The following is a 16954-nucleotide window of genomic DNA, read 5'->3' as shown; positions in this document are numbered from 1 at the left end:
CCTCACCTCGCTTTATGCCAAGCACGCGCTTGCCACGTCAAGCTATCGAGCAGGCTGGCAAATACGCTCGGGGAAAATTCATCAAATTGAAACTCTTGGGCAATCAACAAATGCATAGTATCGGTATTGAATATAAACACCGGTGCACCGTTGAGAAAATTTTCCACATTCCGGCCCAATGCCTGCATCAGATAATCTGCATCGGCCGGCAACTCCAAGTGACCGGCATCGAGCAACAGCGCGGCGAATTGCTCGCCCCTGCCAACCGGGTGCACCAAAGTGCAGATCACTTCATTGACCACCAAGGTCCACTCTTGCGCTAGTTCGGCGGTATCGTCGAGTTCCAGAAAACTCAACAGCTGCCCCGACCAGCTTTGAAAATGACTCATACCATCCCGTTCGTCTGACAGAAAAAAACCGCGTGACACCGTCGCCGAAAATGTGTCTTGACGGAAAAAATCCGGCACAATGTAGCATCGATTCCGACCTCATCCAAGTACAAAAATTTCTGTTTCTTACGCTGATAGAAAGGGCATACAGTGGCACGTGTGGCTCGCGAGCATTATGTTTACGGAACATAAAAATGTTTAGGGGAAGCGCAAGCTCAAGGCAGATGCTGATGCACACAGAAAAAAATGTAGGCTATAATCTTCGATATGAAAAAGCTGCTCCGACTACTACTATTGTGCATCATGATGCTAGCCCTGCCCCTGCAAGGCTTGGCGGCAGCGATGATGTCGAATTGTGGCAGCGCGCATCACCATATAGTGCAAGCTGAGCACGACGACCATGTTCAAGGCCATGCACACCAGCACGATACTGGCGATCATGCCTCTAAAAACAAGTGCAGCGCTTGTGCTGCTTGCTGCGTTGGCGCAGCGCTCTTGACGACGGCGGCTATTGCTCCGGCTTGCCGTCCTTCTTCAGAAAAAATCGCCCTGGTTTTTTCTTCTCGTTTTGGTCATGTTGATGAGGGCTTGGAACGACCTCCGCGTAGCTGATTTAAGTCTCGTCTGTAACGCCGGCGCTGTTACCAGCCCAGGCAGATTGCGCGCCATCGTTTTGGCAGCGTATTCTTACGCGCGCCACGGTGGCCATCTTACTCATTAGCGAAAATCATCATGTTACTACCATCAAGCGCCAAGTTATTGCGCCGACCAGGCCAACTTACTGTTTTCCTCAGCACCCTCAGCCTGCTCGGCGGCTGCGCCGGCTTCAGCGCCGATGGCGGTTTTTCCGCGGTCGCGCAAGTAGCCCAAGACCGTCTGGCCAAAGACGTGGCATGGCAACGCACCGAGCAAGAGAGCGCCAGTGCGGCGCAACGCGTCAAAGAATTACTGGCCGCAGCGCTGAGCGTCGATGACGCGGTACAAATTGCTCTGCTTAATAATCGCGGCTTACAAGCATCATTTTATGAACTTGGCATCGCCGAAGCGGATTTGGTTCAAGCTGGCCGACTGCCCAATCCCACGTTCTCACTCAATCGTGCCAGACAGGGAAGCGAAGTGGAAATCGACCGTGGCCTGACGCTCAACCTTGCCCGCGTACTCGCCCTGCCCTACAGTAAAAAAATCGAGCAAGCACGCCTCGCCCAAGTCCAGCGCGAAGTCAGCTTGCAAATGCTGAACTTAGCCAGTGAAACACGTAAAGCCTACTATCTGGCAATTGCAGCGGATCAAACCATGAGCTATATGCAACAAGTAAAGCAAGCGGCCGATGCCGGTGCCGAGCTGGCCGCAAGGATGACACAGGCAGGCAATTACAATACGCTGCAACAAGCGCGTGAACAGAGTTTTTTTGCCGATGCCAAGGTCAACCTGGCGCGCGCCGAACAAACGCAAAAACGTTGCCAAGAACAACTGACACGTCTGATGGGCGTATCGGCAGGTCCCACGGCATTCAAGCTACCGCCGCGCTTACCAGAATTACCACAACACCTGCAAGACCTGCAAACGGTCGAGCAAACAGCCATGGAGCAAAGGCTCGATATCCAAGCGGCCCGCCTGAGTACGGCGCAACTGGCTGAGAATCTGGGCTTGAGCAAGGCCAGCCGTTTCATCAATGTGCTCGAAGTCGGGGCCAGCCGCAACAGCTACAGCGATCAAGCGGGACAACGCGCTTACTCGCTCACACTGGAGTTACCGCTGTTCGACTGGAGTACGGCTAAACTAGCCAAGTCAGAAGCCCGGTATATGCAGGCAGTCAACCGCACGGCGGAACTCGCCATCAATGCGCGCTCAGAAGTCCGACAAGCTTACCAAGCTTACCGCTCTAACTATGACATCGCGCTTTACTATCAAAATGAAATTATCCCTTTGAAGAAACGTATTTCTGTCGAAAACCAACTGCGTTACAACGGCATGCTGATCAGCGTATTCGACTTGCTCGCTGATGCACGCAGTCAAATCAGTAGCGTCAATAGCGCCATCGAGGCCAGTCGCGATTTTTGGATCGCCCAAGCCGATTTGGAAATGAGTTTACTGGGACGTCCCAGCAGTAATTGACAGCGCAGCTGCTCCGCACCAAGGATAAATTATGAGTTCAAGAAGAAATTTTTTAAGTGGCCTCGGCGCACTGACGGCTGCTGCATCGGCCGCAGCAGTCAGCAAAGTTGCCATGGCCGCCTTACCGGAACCGGTCACACAGAGTTCCGCCGATACCATGGCACCGCTACAACCAACCACCGGGCGCCCATATAACCCGGTCGTCACGCTGAACGGCTGGACTTTGCCTTGGCGCATGAATAACGGCGTCAAGGAATTTCATTTGGTGGCCGAAGCGGTGGTGCGTGAAATCGCCCCCGGCATGAAGGCCCATTTATGGGGTTATAACGGCCAATCGCCGGGACCGACCATCGAAGTGGTGGAAGGCGACCGCGTGCGCATCTTTGTCACCAACAAATTGCCCGAACATACCAGCGTCCACTGGCATGGACAACGCTTACCCAACGGCATGGACGGTGTGAGCGGACTGACGCAACGATCGATTCAACCCGGCAAAACCTTCATGTATGAATTCATTGCCCGCCGAGCCGGCACCTTCATGTATCACCCGCATGCCGATGAAATGATCCAAATGGCCATGGGCATGATGGGCTTTTGGGTCACACATCCGAAAGCCAAGCACCCACAGATTGCCGAAGTCGATCGTGATTTCGTTTTCTTGCTCAATTCGTATGATATTGAACCCGGTGCCTACACCCCGAAAACCTCGACGATGCAAGATTTCAATCTATGGACTTGGAATAGCCGCGTCTTCCCCGGCATCGATCCTTTGGTGGTGCGTAAGAATGACAAAGTACGCATTCGCGTCGGCAATCTGAGCATGACCAACCATCCGATTCACCTGCATGGCCATGAATTTCAAGTCACCGGCACCGATGGCGGTGCGGTGCCGCATACGGCGCGTTGGCCCGAAGTGACGACCGATATCGCCGTCGGTCAAATGCGGCAAATCGAATTTCTGGCCGACGCCGAAGGCGACTGGGCGTTTCATTGCCATAAATCGCATCACACCATGAATGCGATGGGCCACGACACCCCGAATTTGATCGGCGTCGATCATAGCGAGGTCGCGCAGAAAATCAGCGAGCTGATTCCAGCCTATATGGCCATGGGTGAGCGCGGCATGGCCGATATGGCTAAGATGGACATGCCGCTACCCGCCAATACCTTACCGATGATGGATGGTGAAGGCCCGTTCGGCGGTGTCGAGATGGGCGGCATGTTCAGCGTCTTGAAAGTCAGGAAAGACCAGAAACCAGGCGACTACCGCGACCCCGGCTGGTACCAGCACCCGGCCGGTACGGTGGCGCAGGAATGGCATGGCGAGGTCGTGGCAGCGAAACGGAAAGTGGTGCCGCAAACCACGCAGCAAGAACAAGAAATACATATCCGCAAACCGCACGACAACATGGCACATTGATTTAACAATCAGTCTGCCACCTTCAAGGAGGGGGAAGCATGCACAAGCTTGCCCCTCCTTGATGTTCAAAACCACAGGAAAGCGCAGATTTATAACCAGGCCGGTGGCAACAAACGCCGCAAGTCGTCTGCGAAGGCCACCGAGCTGTGTTTCATTTGATCAAGCATCTCAGTGCTGATGCTTGCCGAACAAGTGAACGTATCGGGCAAACCGGCCAAGCGATTTTTCCATGCTCTTTCACTGTTGTCTGCCAGGATTCTCTGCTTGTTCGGCAATACGCCCGCATCGAAATGCTGTGCACTGTTGAATAAGCCCAATGCCATCCTGCGCAGGGAATCGACCGATTCTCCATCGCTGCCGAAATACCACATCGACGAATAGCTTGCACAAATCGCGCTCAGCACCAACAAACTGCGCGCTTGTTCGGCTTCCGAGGCCGAGCTTTTGCCGATGGCCACCAAGACCTTGGAGATGAATTCCGGGCTGACGCACAAGTCGAGCGGCAAACTGCCATTGGAACTGACCGTCGTCATATCGACAAACCGACCCAAGGCATTGCGTAACTGATCGCGTCGCTCGGCGTTGCCATCGGCGCCTATATATTTGACAGTCGAGCGGCGCGATGCCGCTGCAATTGTAAAATCAAGGAGCACAGCTTGCGGTAAGTTGAGCTGTTTGAGAAAGGACTGGTGACGATTCTTTTTAAAATCGGCAAAATAGATATTCCTCAACACCGGCAAACGGCCAATCAATTTTTCCAGATTTTCTATCTTGTCATTAACGATGGCATGGTCTGGCAAAGGATCAGTACCGGCATCATAGCGCTGGTAAAAATAAGCGAGCTGATCCCATTCATGATGTACGGGATCTGGAAGAAACATGGCCCGATATTGCTCCGGCATTAAGGTGACCGCTTGCTTGCCATCGGCGGTCAAAAAAATCGGATAGTCATCGAGCTCAGTCACCTCCTCGACGCCATACACCGCCATCGCCTGCGTGCGGATGGCAGCGATCAAAGGAATAGCAAACCAGAGCTGCTTGACTCGCGTGAGCATGGTCAGACAGGCCGAATCTTGACTGTCTTGCGCACAAAACAGCAGTGAATTAATCAAACCGTTACGCTCGATATGGAAATGTTTCGTCTGACTTTCCAAGTTCTTGATGACATAATCTAACAGCATTGGTAATATTTTCGCTTGTTTCCGCAACAAATCATACAAGCCCATTTCCTCTACCGTCTCCAACGAGCGGGTCAATAAGCGCGCGAAAAACTGCTCGGTAATCGTCGGGTGTTGAAAGTAAAAATCAAAACGAGCAATCATCACTTCGAAAAATTCCGCTGACAACCAAGTCCACGTTTCTTCCGATGCATGGGCAAGCGCATGCTCAAGCACGCTACCCATCAACGCTAATTTCACGGCACTGTCATCCATCAAGTCAATCTGCGTGAGCACGCTATCGTGGCGCCCGTTCTGAGGCTGTACATACGCAGCATGCCAAGCAAACGCACCATCTGTACGCTGCGGCAAGAGCAGCATCATTGATTCCAAGCGACTCAAATTATTATGCAATTCACCCCAGGCGCGCGGCGTCAAACTCACATGCAGAAAATGCGCCCGATCAATCTCCATAAACGCAAAATTGCCATTGAGCTGCATGTTCTCAAACACAGCTTGATTCGCGACGGCACGAAAAAACGACGCATCGGCAATGCGGGCATTGTTAAGATGGGCCTTGCTCAAGTCCGCATTCGTCAAATCTGCCTTGAGCAAAAGCGTATTTTCCAGGTAAGCCGACACCAACTTGGCCCCACGCAAATTCGCCGAATGAAAATCAGCACCAGTCAAATTCGTTCCACTCAGATCAGCTTGCGCAAAACTAGCCCGATGCAACACGGCACCAGAGAAATCGGCCCCACGTAATACCGCTTTGGAAAAATCGGTATCAACCAAATTGGCACCACGAAAATCTGCCCCGGAAAGATCGCAAGCAGAAAAATCAGCACCATTGCATGTCAGCCCAGAAAAACTCCAGCCCCCGCGCTTTTCACACGCCGCCGCGACTGCGCTGTCAGCCTGTGTCTGCGCCAGATAAGGATGATTGAGCAAAGCTGGCACCAAACTACGCTTCACCGGATCGGTTTGCAAGCAACGCAGCAGAAAATTTTTGGCCGCTGGCGATAAATTAGCAGGAAAATCAGGTAATCCGCCTTGATGCAAATGATACATAATCGCCCCCTCGCCAGTCATCGGCTTACCGGCCAACTTGCCTGCCTTGTAGATATATTGCGGCTCTGCCCCGCTGAGCATGCGTAGAAAAACCATGCCCAGACTCCAGATATCGCAAAACTTCGAAGATTCGCCTTTTTTCGGAATCGGGGCCTGGTACCATCTTTCCGAAGCAGCACCGCCACCTCCTAGCTGCGTCATGCCTGTATTGGTACGAAACATTTTCGAGCTAGGCGTAAACACCAAGCGCTTTTGATCGTCAACGATATCGACGACAAACTGTGTATCTTTCACACCTAAATCAAAAAAACCCTGAGCGTGATAGCGCCCTACTGCAGTAAGCATTTGGCGCATGAAGATTTTTTTCTGTACTTCGGTAGGCTTGGCATTGATCGCATCGACCAAATTGCCATGCTTATAGAAAGGAAACACGAGATGGTATTGGTCGACTTCCAAATGGTTCGGTGCCGGAATGAAGCCGTGCGCCAGTAAAGGCGCGATGTCCGGCCCTTGAACCTGCGCCATACCATTGAATTGGCGGTTTTTTTCCAGCATTTTTTGAACATAATCACTCGCTACCTCACTGTTCTGCCTGCCCATCTCGAACGGAAAAAAAACTGTTCGTAAATATACCTTCAGTACTGCGCCGCCATGTTCGGCCGGCGCAGCCCTGGCAAGATACGAATGCAGCCAAGCATCGGCTGCATAGAGCTCGAGTTTTTCCAGCGTATGGATATCGATAGACGGCAATGCCGGCCTTGGCTCGGGCAATGCCAGCGACATGCTTTCCGCACTCGCACGGTTCGCCGCCTTGCTCAAAAAACGGGCTTGCCCCAACTTGGCATCAACCAAATTGGCAAGACTCAAATCCGTATCCTCGAGCAAGCTATTGAGCAAACTTGCGTTCTGCAAATTCGCCAAGCTGAAATCAGCACCGCTCAAATCGGCACCATCAAACTTAGCACTCTGCAAGATCGCTCCCTTAAATAGGGCCCCGCGCAGATTGGCTCCGCTGAAATCGGCAGCACTGAGATCAAGCCCAGAAAAATCATGGCCAGCCAAACTGGCAGCGCGGTAATCAAGCCTACCGCCCGTGCGCGCAATTAAATCAGTAGGCGAACTGCCAGCACCCTCCGAGGAACTGGCCGCGCACAGACGCTGCGTCAGCCCAACATCAAGCGCAGCACTGCGCGGCACCTGCAAACACGACGGCCCGGACTGACTGACCTGCGCCGGTCTAAGCCCTGAGTCGTTCTGCGGTATGGAGGAAGGAGGTGCCGCTACGGCCTGAGGACGATTAATACTATTGGAAGAAGGGAGCATATTTTCGCTATTTATCAATGAAAGACGAGGGGATAGCCGAACAAGCCATTTGATAACATTGCAGCGGCGCATATTGCCACGCTATTGCGATGAGCCAGCGGCAGTGTAAACATTCACGTCTTTAAAAAATTGCAGAAAATAGCCATAACTCTGCACCATCATCGTGCCCTGACGGACGACTCAAGCTCTACTCTTTGAAATAACCGACCCCGACAATATAGCCACCGGTGCGCTCAATATAAGAGATTTTAGGCTGAATTTTTTTGCTCACTGGATATTATCCACAAGGCAAGCCCACCACGAAGCAACAGGGAGCGCGCCCCTACGAGGCTGTCGCAAAAGGGTATTACTGGTGGCCACGTCATTCCTGCGTGCTTTTGGCAGGAACCCAGCGGCGTTCGTGCTTAACTGAAAATGCCAGAGATGATCGTGTTTTCAGCGCTGAAAACGACACTGGGTTCCCGCCAAAAGCATGCGGGAATGACGAGACTGCGGCATGCGGGAATGACGAGGCTGCGGCATGCGGGAAAGACGCGGTATGCGGTGTTTCAGGTGTAAACAGCGTCCGCCAGGCTTTTGCGACAGCCTCTGAAGACTGGTGTTTCAAACCCTAGTCAAATCTTTGATGAAAAAATTAATTTTTTGCGTTTAATACGAAACAAATTCAAACAAATAATCAGAGCAACGGGAATCATCAAGCGAATACAAACAATGCCCGAAGTTCGTCTGAAAAATTGCTATTTGGCGATCTCAACACCGCCGCCAAGCCTTGCCTCTATACAATTTCTTACGGATACAGGCGCGTGAAGTAAGATCTCAGGCCAGACAACTTTGGCTTTTTTTACGGTGTCCTTCGCAATTTTCATCAATCTTGACTTCCTTGTGACCTTGGCTGCTGTCAATAGTCCATCCATGTCACCCCACGTGAACGCTGTTAATTGACGATCGATTTCGCGGTTTAATCCGTAATGATCAAGGGGAACACGATCAAATAACGACGATACACTGACAGGATCGTAGGCTGGTGAAAGCTGTAAATTAATCCCGTCAGAATAGATAACCGCCCAATTTTTCAGATGGGCATCCGTGTTGCCCATTAAAATGAAAGCAACAAAGCGCTTGACGAACTCAACCGTATCTTTGTCCGGCTGGGATGAAAGACTTTCCAAAATGTTTAAAATTGAGCTGTAGTCTTTAATCAGATCTTTCCCGTATTTGTGTTTTGGCGCATATTGAAGAATTTGGGCAAATTCTTCCATGTGGATACGCGTGCCATTTTCACCCCGATCAAACCGCTTTACAGCTAAAAGGTGAGCAAAGGGAATATGTTCTGGCAGATCAGCATTTTCTTTTGCGATGATTTCCGCTTCGGCGCAATCGATGTTCAGCGCCTTAAGCAGGGCGAATCCTGTCGCTTCGATTTCGACCAGATCTGGATGCCTGGTTGTCGGCAATTTGAGAATGTAGGAACCGGCAGCGCCATGGCGTTTAATAAGATATCGCCTGCCATCTTGGAGCGCAGAAAACTTGACAACGACGCCTGGGATTGCGAAGGCATCTTCTACCGGGTATTCAACAAAGCCCGGTTCAACAACATCCTTACCGAGTGTGGTGTGCCAAAGTCGCACACTGTCCGGCACCGAATCGTCTTGCGCTATGGGTTCGACTTCAATTGCACCCATAAGATCATGACCGGCTGCCACGAGTAGCTCGAATTCATCCTCCGTACCGCATTGGCGCTCTTTTGCCAAGCGTTGCCGATTCTGCGCTTCTGGAAGTAGATTTTGAAAATACACCGGCAATTTTCCATCGTTCCTGGCAACACGCATATCCTTTTCGGCACGGAGAATAGCAAGGGTCTGCGCTTCACTCGAACCTCGATATGCGAGAGATAAAGTAGGCCGCAAAGGATTGCTAATGTAGCTCTCATCAAATGAGACGCGTATTAAATCGCCATAGACGGATAAGTGACCGACAGGTAATTTTTGACGATCAGGAGTGTGCAGATAAATGCGCACATAGCGAATAGACGTGCTCATGCATTTCTTTCACTCAAGATGGCGTCCACGATAGATAGCGGTGCTTCCACACCAGGTGCCTGACCGACATATTTACCGCCTGATTGGATAAACTCTTCCAAAGCTTGTTTAAGTTCTTTTGGAACAAGCATTAAGTCCAATCCAAGCGCACGCGCCATGACCAGAATCGTAGAAAGTCTGGGATCAATTTTTCCAAGTTCCGTACGCGCGACAGTCATTCGATTTAATCCAGCCTTTTCAGCAAAAGCGGTCTGCGAGAGGTGCTTTACTTCGCGAACATTAACTAATTGCTCGATGATTGTGCTCATATTAATACTCAAATTAGCGATAATGAGTATTAATATACGCTGAAAATTTGAAATGGCAAATCGAGAACGGTGATACTACTACTCAAATGTAGTCCATTAAGTATGTTAGTCGGTAGTTACAACTTAATGGATCGTCGCAAGAGGGTTTTCACTCGGGATCATTACCCCTGTCGGACATAACGTCATTCCTGCGCGCTTTTGGCAGGAACCCAGCGACGTTCGTGCTTGCAACGCCCTGTTCGCAGCTCAGGCGACCCAATACGCGTAGTTGAACAGGGCATCGAGCTCGCCCAAATTCGCCAGCCCCAAGGCAGCGCAAACCCGTCTGGCTTTCGAACAAAAATCCGCGTAAAGCAGCGAATCGACACTGCTTTTGTTCGGCTTCTCTGGAAAGCTTCGGTATCCCGCAAGTGCCATGCCGTTGACCGAATTCTGGTTCATGACCGCAAAACGCAAGGGATCAAAGGTGTGCAAGGCCTCCGTGAGTACGTTGGTTCCCGCTCTCGGGATGCTGGACAAATAAGCGTGCAAAAGGAGATAAGCATCTTCGGCACTGAGTTTTGGATTCGCTTGCATTCGCAAGTACAAATCGCGCAGCCCTGCTTGAAATACCTCACCTTGTTGCGCAACGATGTTCTTGCCGCGCTGAAGACCGCCGGAATGCCAGCCCAACCCCGACACCAGTGGTTCGTAATATGCCAAAAACTGCCCCGGGGTGCCAACAGCTTGCGTCCGAAGTCCGTTCAAATACCCTTGTGCGTTTGCGTGCCTTCGGGTTCGAGCGTTCCTCTGAGCGATGAACCCGGATTGAGTTTGATCCGCTTTCATCAGCGTCAGGATTGACAAGAGCGTCGGCAGGTAGACCGCACCATTGCTTGAGGGCGCGGACCTCGAACTCTTACAATCAGCCTCAGCGTTCAACTTGGCAGCGCGGTTGTGCAACGCGTAGATCTTGTGCCGTCGCGCATATTCGTCCAAGCGCTCACGCGCAGCCACCTCGATTTCTCCACTCTGGAGCAGATCTGCGATTTCTGAAGCCACCTGATCGGCCAGCAGGCAATCGGACGATTCGGTGAACAAGGAAAATTCATGATTGAGCGAAAGGCCCCCTGCAGTGAGATTGGCCGACCCAACCACCATCTTGCAGGACGCGTCCGCATACTGAAAAGCATAGACCTTGGGATGAAAGGTCCGAGTCCTCTTCGGCCCGCTGATGAACAATTCGAACTGATCTGGATACAGCTCCATGAGCGCAAAAAGCGCTTCCAGAACCGGCGGCTCGGTGTGATAAAAATCAAGGCCGACGACGAATCGAACTGACAGGCCGGCGTCCAACGCCGCACCCAGGGTTGCCTCTAATTTTGTGTATCCGGACAAACGGGCAAAAGCAACCATGCAATCGAGCTGCGTGGCATTTTGAAATAACGCTTCAACACCGACAATGTGATCGGCCGCCTTCGATGAATTTACCAGCAACTGTGTCGTTGACACCGCCGCAGCCGTGAGTGTGACCGTTCTCGCAAGGTTCACGGATTGGATTGAAGTGACTGGCATAGCACTGAGCCTTTGCTCAAAAATGTAGTGAATGGGGATTCCGGCGAACGTGACCGCTGCGCATAAGATGCGCGTTACGCGGTCAAATTCTAAGCTCTACGATCACGATAGGTCGATGTTTTTCTCTTTTTGACGATTCATGGTGTCCCGTGCCCAGCGAATCGCCGGTCAGCGTAAAACAGTGGTTGCGCTGCACGATGCGGTCCAGAATGGCATCGGCAGTGGTGGCGTCACCGATCATTCCCAGCCTTGGGCACCGCAAATCGCCGCAGCCTTGCATCCCGAAGGAAGTTCGCGCTCATCAACGATCCGGTTGGCCTCGATATCGGCCCACTCAAGGGAAAAGGAGCTGATGTACACGCGGTCGATCTACACGACGGCCACGATCGCGCGGCAGCATGCTTTGTTGCGGCGCGTGGCGGAACTGGTCAATGATAGGCAAGGTAGTCGTCGCCAGACAGTAAGCGGCGCGTGAAATATTGAATCTGCCATATATAAGCACGTTGATACTTAACTAAAAAAGTATATACTAGTATCTACATAACAGGAGATATGATGAGTAAGACAGCAAATTCAACTGTCCAGCAGTGGGGCAACAGCTTGGCAGTACGCATTCCCGCCGCCCTTGCGCGAAAAGTACATTTTGTCGCCGGACAACCAGTTGACGTATCCGCCGACGATTTCGGTGTGGTAGTTCATCGAAAAGGTAGCCCCAAGCTCTCTTTAGAACAAAAACTGGCAGCGTTTGATCCGGTAAAGCACGGTGGTGAAGCGATGGCTTCTGGCCGCATCGGTGCTGAGGTGTTTTGATGGTGGAAAAAATTTGGGTTCCAGAGCGCCGGGATATTATTTGGATTGATTTTAATCCTCAAGTGGGGCGGGAAATGAAAGATGTTCACCCCTTACTTGTGCTGTCACCCAAAGCATTTAATGACAAAACAAGAATTGTCATTGGACTGCCAATGACTACGGCTGAATCCAATGAAACAAATCCATTTGCCGTAAAGTTCATTGGTAACAAGGGCAAGCCAAGTTACATTTTGGCACACCAGCCTAAAAGCTTTGATTGGCGACTGCGGGATGCAAAGCCCCATCCATGGAAAAAAGCGCCCGAGGAAGTGTTGATACTTGCAGGCGATATGCTGAATCAAATTATTGCTATTTGCGAATAAGAAGCAAAGCGACGCATGTCGGTTTTATTTGCAAGGAGCGTAGCGTCATTTTCCATCATGCCGCCATCGTATTGTGCGAAAAACAGTTTAACTGAACGGCATTACAGTTTACTCAGGCTATTTATATCGATTTTAATTGACATCCTCCCCGCCCTAAAGAGGCTGTCGCAAAAGCCTGATGGACGTTTTTTACACATGAAACACCGCATACCTCGTCATTCCTGCATGCCACAGCCTCGTCATTCCCGCATGCTTTTGGCGGGAACCCAGCGTCGTTTTCAGCGCTGAAAACACGATCATATCTGGCATTTTCAGTTAAGCACGAACGCCGCTGGGTTCCTGCCAAAAGCGCGCAAGAATGACGTCGCCACCAGTTGGGGTAATGATACCGATTCACTACCCTTTTGCGACAGCCTCTGCACGACGGGGTTTTACGCGCAAATCCGATAAATTCATCGTTGTAAAATTCAATAAATCAGACAAATACTTTTATTTGATTGTGCGCACAATCGAAGCTTTCCACACCAAAAACAATTACTAACTGTGGGGCTGAAACCATCACCATGTCGATGCCTTTTCGTCCAACTCATCAGCGAGTTTTTTCTCGCCTAAAGCTCGCAGAGTTCGGGAGAGCGCTTGTACAGTAAAGTAATTGGCAGGGTTATCCAGCTCCCAACCTTGAACTTTCTTACGAATAGTAAGGATACGTTCATAACTTGATCTTGCAGATATGAAGTCTCCAATTGCTTCTTCAATGTCGGCTAAGGCGGACATCGCCGTTAACGACTCGGCATGTTCTATACCATCATTTTTTTGATATATCAGCAACACTTGTTCATACATTATTTTTGCTTCTGCGAATTTCTTTTCCCGATAAAACATCCGAGCCAAGAAGCTCCGACAATGGGGACTTAGACTACCAAGTGCTCCAACTCTGCCACGCTCAATTTCGAGAAACATTTCATAAACAGATTTAGCCTTGCTAAATAGAAATAGCTTTTCAAGAGACACCCCGACGGAGGAAACCAGCTGATCTGTACTTAGCATTCCCAAAGAATCACAAAGCCCTTCTATTTTCCGTTTAAACTGCACGTCAACACTCATATCGCCTTGGCTATTTTTACAATTGGAAGCGTATATAAACCAAGAGAGCAATGTATCAATGTGACTGGAACCAAGATGCTCTTCACGTAAGCTGAAGACGGTCTCATGCAATCGCTCGGACACCGGCGACAAGCCCAAATCCTCAATTTGAATTGCTAAATTAGTCAAATCTGAAAGTTTTTCGGGACTAACTGAGGCAACTGGTCGCTCCCCCATCATCATTGGAATGATATAGGCTCCAAATGCTTCGTATGTCATTTCCATTAACGTGACCTCGCTCGATCCGCTGTTTATAGAAAATATCAGATCATCCGAACCCATATCGGTTTCCTGTATTATTTCTAACAGGCCTCTCCCTGATTGATAGACTAGTTGCATTGTGCTCAGAGCATCACTCTTCGATACTGACAGAAAGCCCGCACATATGTTCAGCACACCTTCATAAAGCCTCTTTGAATTGGAAAACTGCTTTTTATGAAGCTGTGTTTGGGCCATAGAGACCATTAACCCGCAGACGTCCAACTTCTCATCGCTCAATTCATATCGCTGATAACTATCAGGTATTTGCTCAGACAGCCAATCGACTAAACGCTGCGTGCTCTCTTCAACGTTGACACAAAAGAGTCCTTCTGTCTCGATTAACCAATCACTAATACTTTTATGACTAAACTGGAGGCTGCTGTCCCATAAAAGTAAGCCACTTAGCGCATGACGAACGATCGTAGCATCCTGTCCGTGCCAGTTCCCAATTTTTCGGGCAACATGAATCGGTAATGGCATCGAACTAGCACATAGCAAGCCTAGCAAGGGATAAACAAGCGTGTTCCATACGCCCCCCTCCGTTGGTCGCTCACTAAAGGCTCGCTCAAACCAAATTTGATAGCATCCTCCTAAACCTGGTGGGAGCATTTTTAAATTATTAATAGTCATGTTCCCGTCTTTAACAGCCCGACGCGCCATGACGAGGTACAAAATTTGACCTGACGCACAGTGCAGCAAGTATTCCTGAATATCGGATGTCATTGCTGGCTCATCTTCAGCCCACTTAAGCATAAATTGTCGCAGGTCAGTCTGATTATTTTTGTCGTCAATGCTCAATTCGTAAGTCTGAAATTGCTCAAAATATGGCTTGATACTAGTACGGCCTGTCATAACAACGCCCAGCCAGGACGGCAGATCTTGGAGCGTTTTGTTTAGCAACTTGCTCAGACTAATATCAGCTTCATCCAGCCCATCAATGACGATCAGCAGCCGGTCATCCGTCTGGCCACCATCGATGTGGCTGCGCAATGGATTAATAAGCAGTTGCTCCATTAAATAATCTGCTGACAATTCATGGAGTGGTTTTGTCAACCGTGCCAGCTGTTCTTTGAGCAAAACGCGGAAGGCAGGCAATCTGGCAGCGAGCATGAAAGCCAGATTCCGAACAAAAATGTGTGGAAAGCGTGTCTCGGGCTGGTCAGCCTCGCAAAAGTGATACGCCACTACCCGCAGTTTGGCGTAATGTACTAAGTGGGCAGCAATCGCACTTTTTCCTGTACCTGGCAGGCCAATCAATTGAAATACCCGTTGATTGATTTGCTGTAAACGCCACGTCTCAATGGCATCGAACACCCAGGCTCGCCCGACAATACCACTTTCGATAAGCCTGCCAATTTTGGATACGGTAGTTGAAGCACCTAGTGCTCTGGCCAAATGTTCAAGTTCCCCGGCAAAGCCAGCGTTCTTGGTAAGAATATCCAAAATTTTCTGAACTTTGCTTTCAAGCCAGGGCTCTTCATCAGGAGCATTAACATGTAGTTTCCAATCAGCCAGATCCAGATATTGGATATGGCTGACGCTGGCAGGAATGCTGGATACAGTGCGATCGTCTGTCAAAATAGTGGCTATAGCGCCATGTTTATGTGCCATTGCGATGCCAATTTCGTCCAAACATACGCCTGGATCACGAACAGACCGAGGGCTGAGGAAGGACAAAACCCGATCTGAAGCGAGTATTCCCTGTGTGATGCCATGTCGCCAGTCAAAGCCAGGTTGTAGCTGCTGTTCATCAATCCAGGTTTTGTGGCCCGCCTGCTCTAACTTTTCTTTAATGCGTCTCACCAAATGCGCGCTATGGTCATCGTTACCATCAACGGTGTGCGCATATGAAAGAAAAATATTCTGTTGTCGAGAAAGATTACCAGGTGGTGGCCCGTCAAAGACTTCGCAGCAATCAATGTTTTCGCACCGCCACCGCTTTCGAGCTAAAATAAAAGCCAGCTTTTCTCCATGGCAAAGTGGGCAGCAGAGTACTGGTGTGCTGATACCTGTCATAACATCTCCCGATATGTCTTTTCAAAAATTTCTTTAGCCACCACCCACTGATTTCCCTCTGGCTCAGCAATCAAGCAATCCCCTATCTGGCCGTTGATTTCACCACGAAGATTCGATATCGCGACAGAAAGGGGATTTTCGATTTGAGTTGCAGTAATTAAAATAGGGAGCTTGACATAAACACCTGGCTTACCGGATTCAGTGGGTGCAACAGCGGTATAAGTTCGCTCAAAACGCCATCTTGAAACTGGCCAATGCTCCTTTGTCTCAGCAGTCGGAAGAGCATCCTCACGCTCATCATGCACAGGCCCCTCCAAAGTCCTCACTATTCCGGACTCATGAGCAAATTCGACTTGGACGGGAGTAGAAATTTTGATGCACTTTTTACAAATCAATTTAATTTCCTTTATAGCTAGCTAAGTTCACCCCTGATTTAATGATTTGAATCACCAAGCAATCTATCAAAAGCAGCCACTAAAAATACGACATCTCGTTCTCGAAGCACAGGCGATCAGATGCACTTTCAAAAGATACTGACGATTTAGTTAAAATTAACTCATCAGGATAACGGATACTTTCCATATGGACAATGCCTATATCTCTACTATTACCCTTAGCTCCCGCACCAAAAGTTCGGCGCACAAAAAGCTTCAGTTGCACTTCATATTTGAACTCGCGATCTAAATTTTCTTGAATTCAAGGAGAAAGTGATGAATGTAGGGATCAGAATTAAGTCGCTTAATGGAAACACGTACACCGAAACCTATGTGAAGGATGGGAAGACTTTTATCCATGTATATGATGAAGATGGTCAATTATTAGATGTCATGGAGGAAATTGCTTCCTACTATCCACCTAAACAAGATGATCAAAACCCGCAATCAGGTAATTTTTGACAGTCAGTTTTCCACTTAAACAGAAAAGTTCCTATTGTCTACCTGAGCCTATACTTTATTTGCGTGGCCTTCCCCCAGTATGACTGCGGT

At 49.7% G+C, this 16954-nt stretch carries 14 protein-coding genes; 7 read left to right on the top strand and 7 right to left on the bottom strand.

Translation table 11 applies throughout. The annotated features are described in order from the left end of the window. Nucleotides 1-2: 2 nt before the first annotated feature. On the bottom strand, nt 3-389 hold the full coding sequence (locus tag RHM61_RS14180; RefSeq protein ID WP_322247947.1) for a hypothetical protein: 387 nt from the start codon (nt 387-389) through the stop codon (nt 3-5). 306 nt (nt 390-695) lie between these two features. On the opposite strand from RHM61_RS14180, the gene RHM61_RS14175 reads away from it, so the two are divergent. From RHM61_RS14175 to RHM61_RS14165, 3 genes are all read left to right on the top strand, one after another. Continuing rightward, the gene (locus RHM61_RS14175; protein WP_322247946.1) at nt 696-1001 is read left to right on the top strand and encodes a hypothetical protein; all 306 of its coding nucleotides are present in this window, start codon (nt 696-698) and stop codon (nt 999-1001) included. A 120-nt stretch (nt 1002-1121) separates the two neighbouring features. Further along, nucleotides 1122-2504: a TolC family protein gene (locus RHM61_RS14170; RefSeq protein ID WP_322247945.1), complete on the top strand. Its 1383-nt coding sequence runs from the start codon at nt 1122-1124 to the stop codon at nt 2502-2504. A gap of 31 nt (nt 2505-2535) precedes the next feature. Then, a complete protein-coding gene (locus RHM61_RS14165) occupies nt 2536-3924 on the top strand; it encodes a copper oxidase (RefSeq protein ID WP_322247944.1) in 1389 nt (462 codons plus the stop codon). Nucleotides 3925-4013: 89 nt separating this feature from the next. On the opposite strand, the gene RHM61_RS14160 is transcribed toward RHM61_RS14165, so the two are convergent. From RHM61_RS14160 to RHM61_RS14145, 4 genes are all read right to left on the bottom strand, one after another. Next, nucleotides 4014-7475 carry a pentapeptide repeat-containing protein gene (locus tag RHM61_RS14160; protein ID WP_322247943.1) on the bottom strand — a complete coding sequence of 1154 codons (3462 nt, stop codon included), beginning with the start codon at nt 7473-7475 and terminating at the stop codon, nt 4014-4016. A 737-nt stretch (nt 7476-8212) separates the two neighbouring features. Continuing rightward, the gene (locus tag RHM61_RS14155; protein WP_322247942.1) at nt 8213-9514 is read right to left on the bottom strand and encodes a type II toxin-antitoxin system HipA family toxin; all 1302 of its coding nucleotides are present in this window, start codon (nt 9512-9514) and stop codon (nt 8213-8215) included. Continuing rightward, complete coding sequence (locus RHM61_RS14150; RefSeq protein WP_322247941.1) at nt 9511-9822, bottom strand: helix-turn-helix transcriptional regulator; 312 nt, start codon at nt 9820-9822, stop codon at nt 9511-9513. Before RHM61_RS14150 ends, RHM61_RS14155 begins: the two co-directional genes overlap by 4 nt. Nucleotides 9823-10068: 246 nt before the next feature. Next, the gene (locus RHM61_RS14145) at nt 10069-11376 is read right to left on the bottom strand and encodes a phospholipase D-like domain-containing protein (protein ID WP_322247940.1); all 1308 of its coding nucleotides are present in this window, start codon (nt 11374-11376) and stop codon (nt 10069-10071) included. Nucleotides 11377-11515: 139 nt separating this feature from the next. Here RHM61_RS14145 and RHM61_RS14140 point away from each other — a divergent pair, with 139 nt between their 5' ends. From RHM61_RS14140 to RHM61_RS14130, 3 genes are all read left to right on the top strand, one after another. Then, nucleotides 11516-11851 (top strand): hypothetical protein, encoded by a 336-nt coding sequence (locus tag RHM61_RS14140; protein WP_322247939.1) that lies wholly within the window; start codon nt 11516-11518, stop codon nt 11849-11851. 80 nt (nt 11852-11931) lie between these two features. Further along, the gene (locus RHM61_RS14135; RefSeq protein ID WP_322247938.1) at nt 11932-12186 is read left to right on the top strand and encodes an AbrB/MazE/SpoVT family DNA-binding domain-containing protein; all 255 of its coding nucleotides are present in this window, start codon (nt 11932-11934) and stop codon (nt 12184-12186) included. Next, the gene (locus tag RHM61_RS14130) at nt 12186-12548 is read left to right on the top strand and encodes a type II toxin-antitoxin system PemK/MazF family toxin (protein WP_322247937.1); all 363 of its coding nucleotides are present in this window, start codon (nt 12186-12188) and stop codon (nt 12546-12548) included. Before RHM61_RS14135 ends, RHM61_RS14130 begins: the two co-directional genes overlap by 1 nt. 558 nt (nt 12549-13106) lie before the next feature. Here RHM61_RS14130 and RHM61_RS14125 read toward each other — a convergent pair. After that, the gene (locus RHM61_RS14125; protein ID WP_322247936.1) at nt 13107-15968 is read right to left on the bottom strand and encodes a toll/interleukin-1 receptor domain-containing protein; all 2862 of its coding nucleotides are present in this window, start codon (nt 15966-15968) and stop codon (nt 13107-13109) included. Continuing rightward, nucleotides 15965-16273, bottom strand: a complete 309-nt coding sequence (locus tag RHM61_RS14120; RefSeq protein WP_322247935.1) for a PGDYG domain-containing protein — start codon at nt 16271-16273, stop codon at nt 15965-15967. Before RHM61_RS14120 ends, RHM61_RS14125 begins: the two co-directional genes overlap by 4 nt. 405 nt (nt 16274-16678) lie before the next feature. Between RHM61_RS14120 and RHM61_RS14115 the strand changes: the two genes are divergently transcribed. After that, the gene (locus tag RHM61_RS14115; protein WP_322247934.1) at nt 16679-16864 is read left to right on the top strand and encodes a hypothetical protein; all 186 of its coding nucleotides are present in this window, start codon (nt 16679-16681) and stop codon (nt 16862-16864) included. Nucleotides 16865-16954: the final 90 nt, after the last annotated feature.

The sequence above is a fragment of the Undibacterium sp. CCC3.4 genome (assembly GCF_034347425.1).
Lineage (GTDB): Bacteria > Pseudomonadota > Gammaproteobacteria > Burkholderiales > Burkholderiaceae_D > Undibacterium.
Note: the sequence above shows the minus strand (reverse complement) of the source record. Positions and strands in the feature narration are given on the sequence as shown.

Excerpts from the sequence above, each read along its gene's own strand:
- RHM61_RS14180 (WP_322247947.1), bottom strand. The coding sequence starts at position 389 with ATGAGTCATTTTCAAAGCTGGTCGGGGCAGCTGTTGAGTTTTCTGGAA.
- RHM61_RS14175 (WP_322247946.1), top strand. The coding sequence starts at position 696 with ATGCTAGCCCTGCCCCTGCAAGGCTTGGCGGCAGCGATGATGTCGAAT.
- RHM61_RS14170 (WP_322247945.1), top strand. The coding sequence starts at position 1,122 with ATGTTACTACCATCAAGCGCCAAGTTATTGCGCCGACCAGGCCAACTT.
- RHM61_RS14165 (WP_322247944.1), top strand. The coding sequence starts at position 2,536 with ATGAGTTCAAGAAGAAATTTTTTAAGTGGCCTCGGCGCACTGACGGCT.
- RHM61_RS14160 (WP_322247943.1), bottom strand. The coding sequence starts at position 7,475 with ATGCTCCCTTCTTCCAATAGTATTAATCGTCCTCAGGCCGTAGCGGCA.
- RHM61_RS14155 (WP_322247942.1), bottom strand. The coding sequence starts at position 9,514 with ATGAGCACGTCTATTCGCTATGTGCGCATTTATCTGCACACTCCTGAT.
- RHM61_RS14150 (WP_322247941.1), bottom strand. The coding sequence starts at position 9,822 with ATGAGCACAATCATCGAGCAATTAGTTAATGTTCGCGAAGTAAAGCAC.
- RHM61_RS14145 (WP_322247940.1), bottom strand. The coding sequence starts at position 11,376 with ATGCCAGTCACTTCAATCCAATCCGTGAACCTTGCGAGAACGGTCACA.
- RHM61_RS14140 (WP_322247939.1), top strand. The coding sequence starts at position 11,516 with ATGGTGTCCCGTGCCCAGCGAATCGCCGGTCAGCGTAAAACAGTGGTT.
- RHM61_RS14135 (WP_322247938.1), top strand. The coding sequence starts at position 11,932 with ATGAGTAAGACAGCAAATTCAACTGTCCAGCAGTGGGGCAACAGCTTG.
- RHM61_RS14130 (WP_322247937.1), top strand. The coding sequence starts at position 12,186 with ATGGTGGAAAAAATTTGGGTTCCAGAGCGCCGGGATATTATTTGGATT.
- RHM61_RS14125 (WP_322247936.1), bottom strand. The coding sequence starts at position 15,968 with ATGACAGGTATCAGCACACCAGTACTCTGCTGCCCACTTTGCCATGGA.
- RHM61_RS14115 (WP_322247934.1), top strand. The coding sequence starts at position 16,679 with ATGAATGTAGGGATCAGAATTAAGTCGCTTAATGGAAACACGTACACC.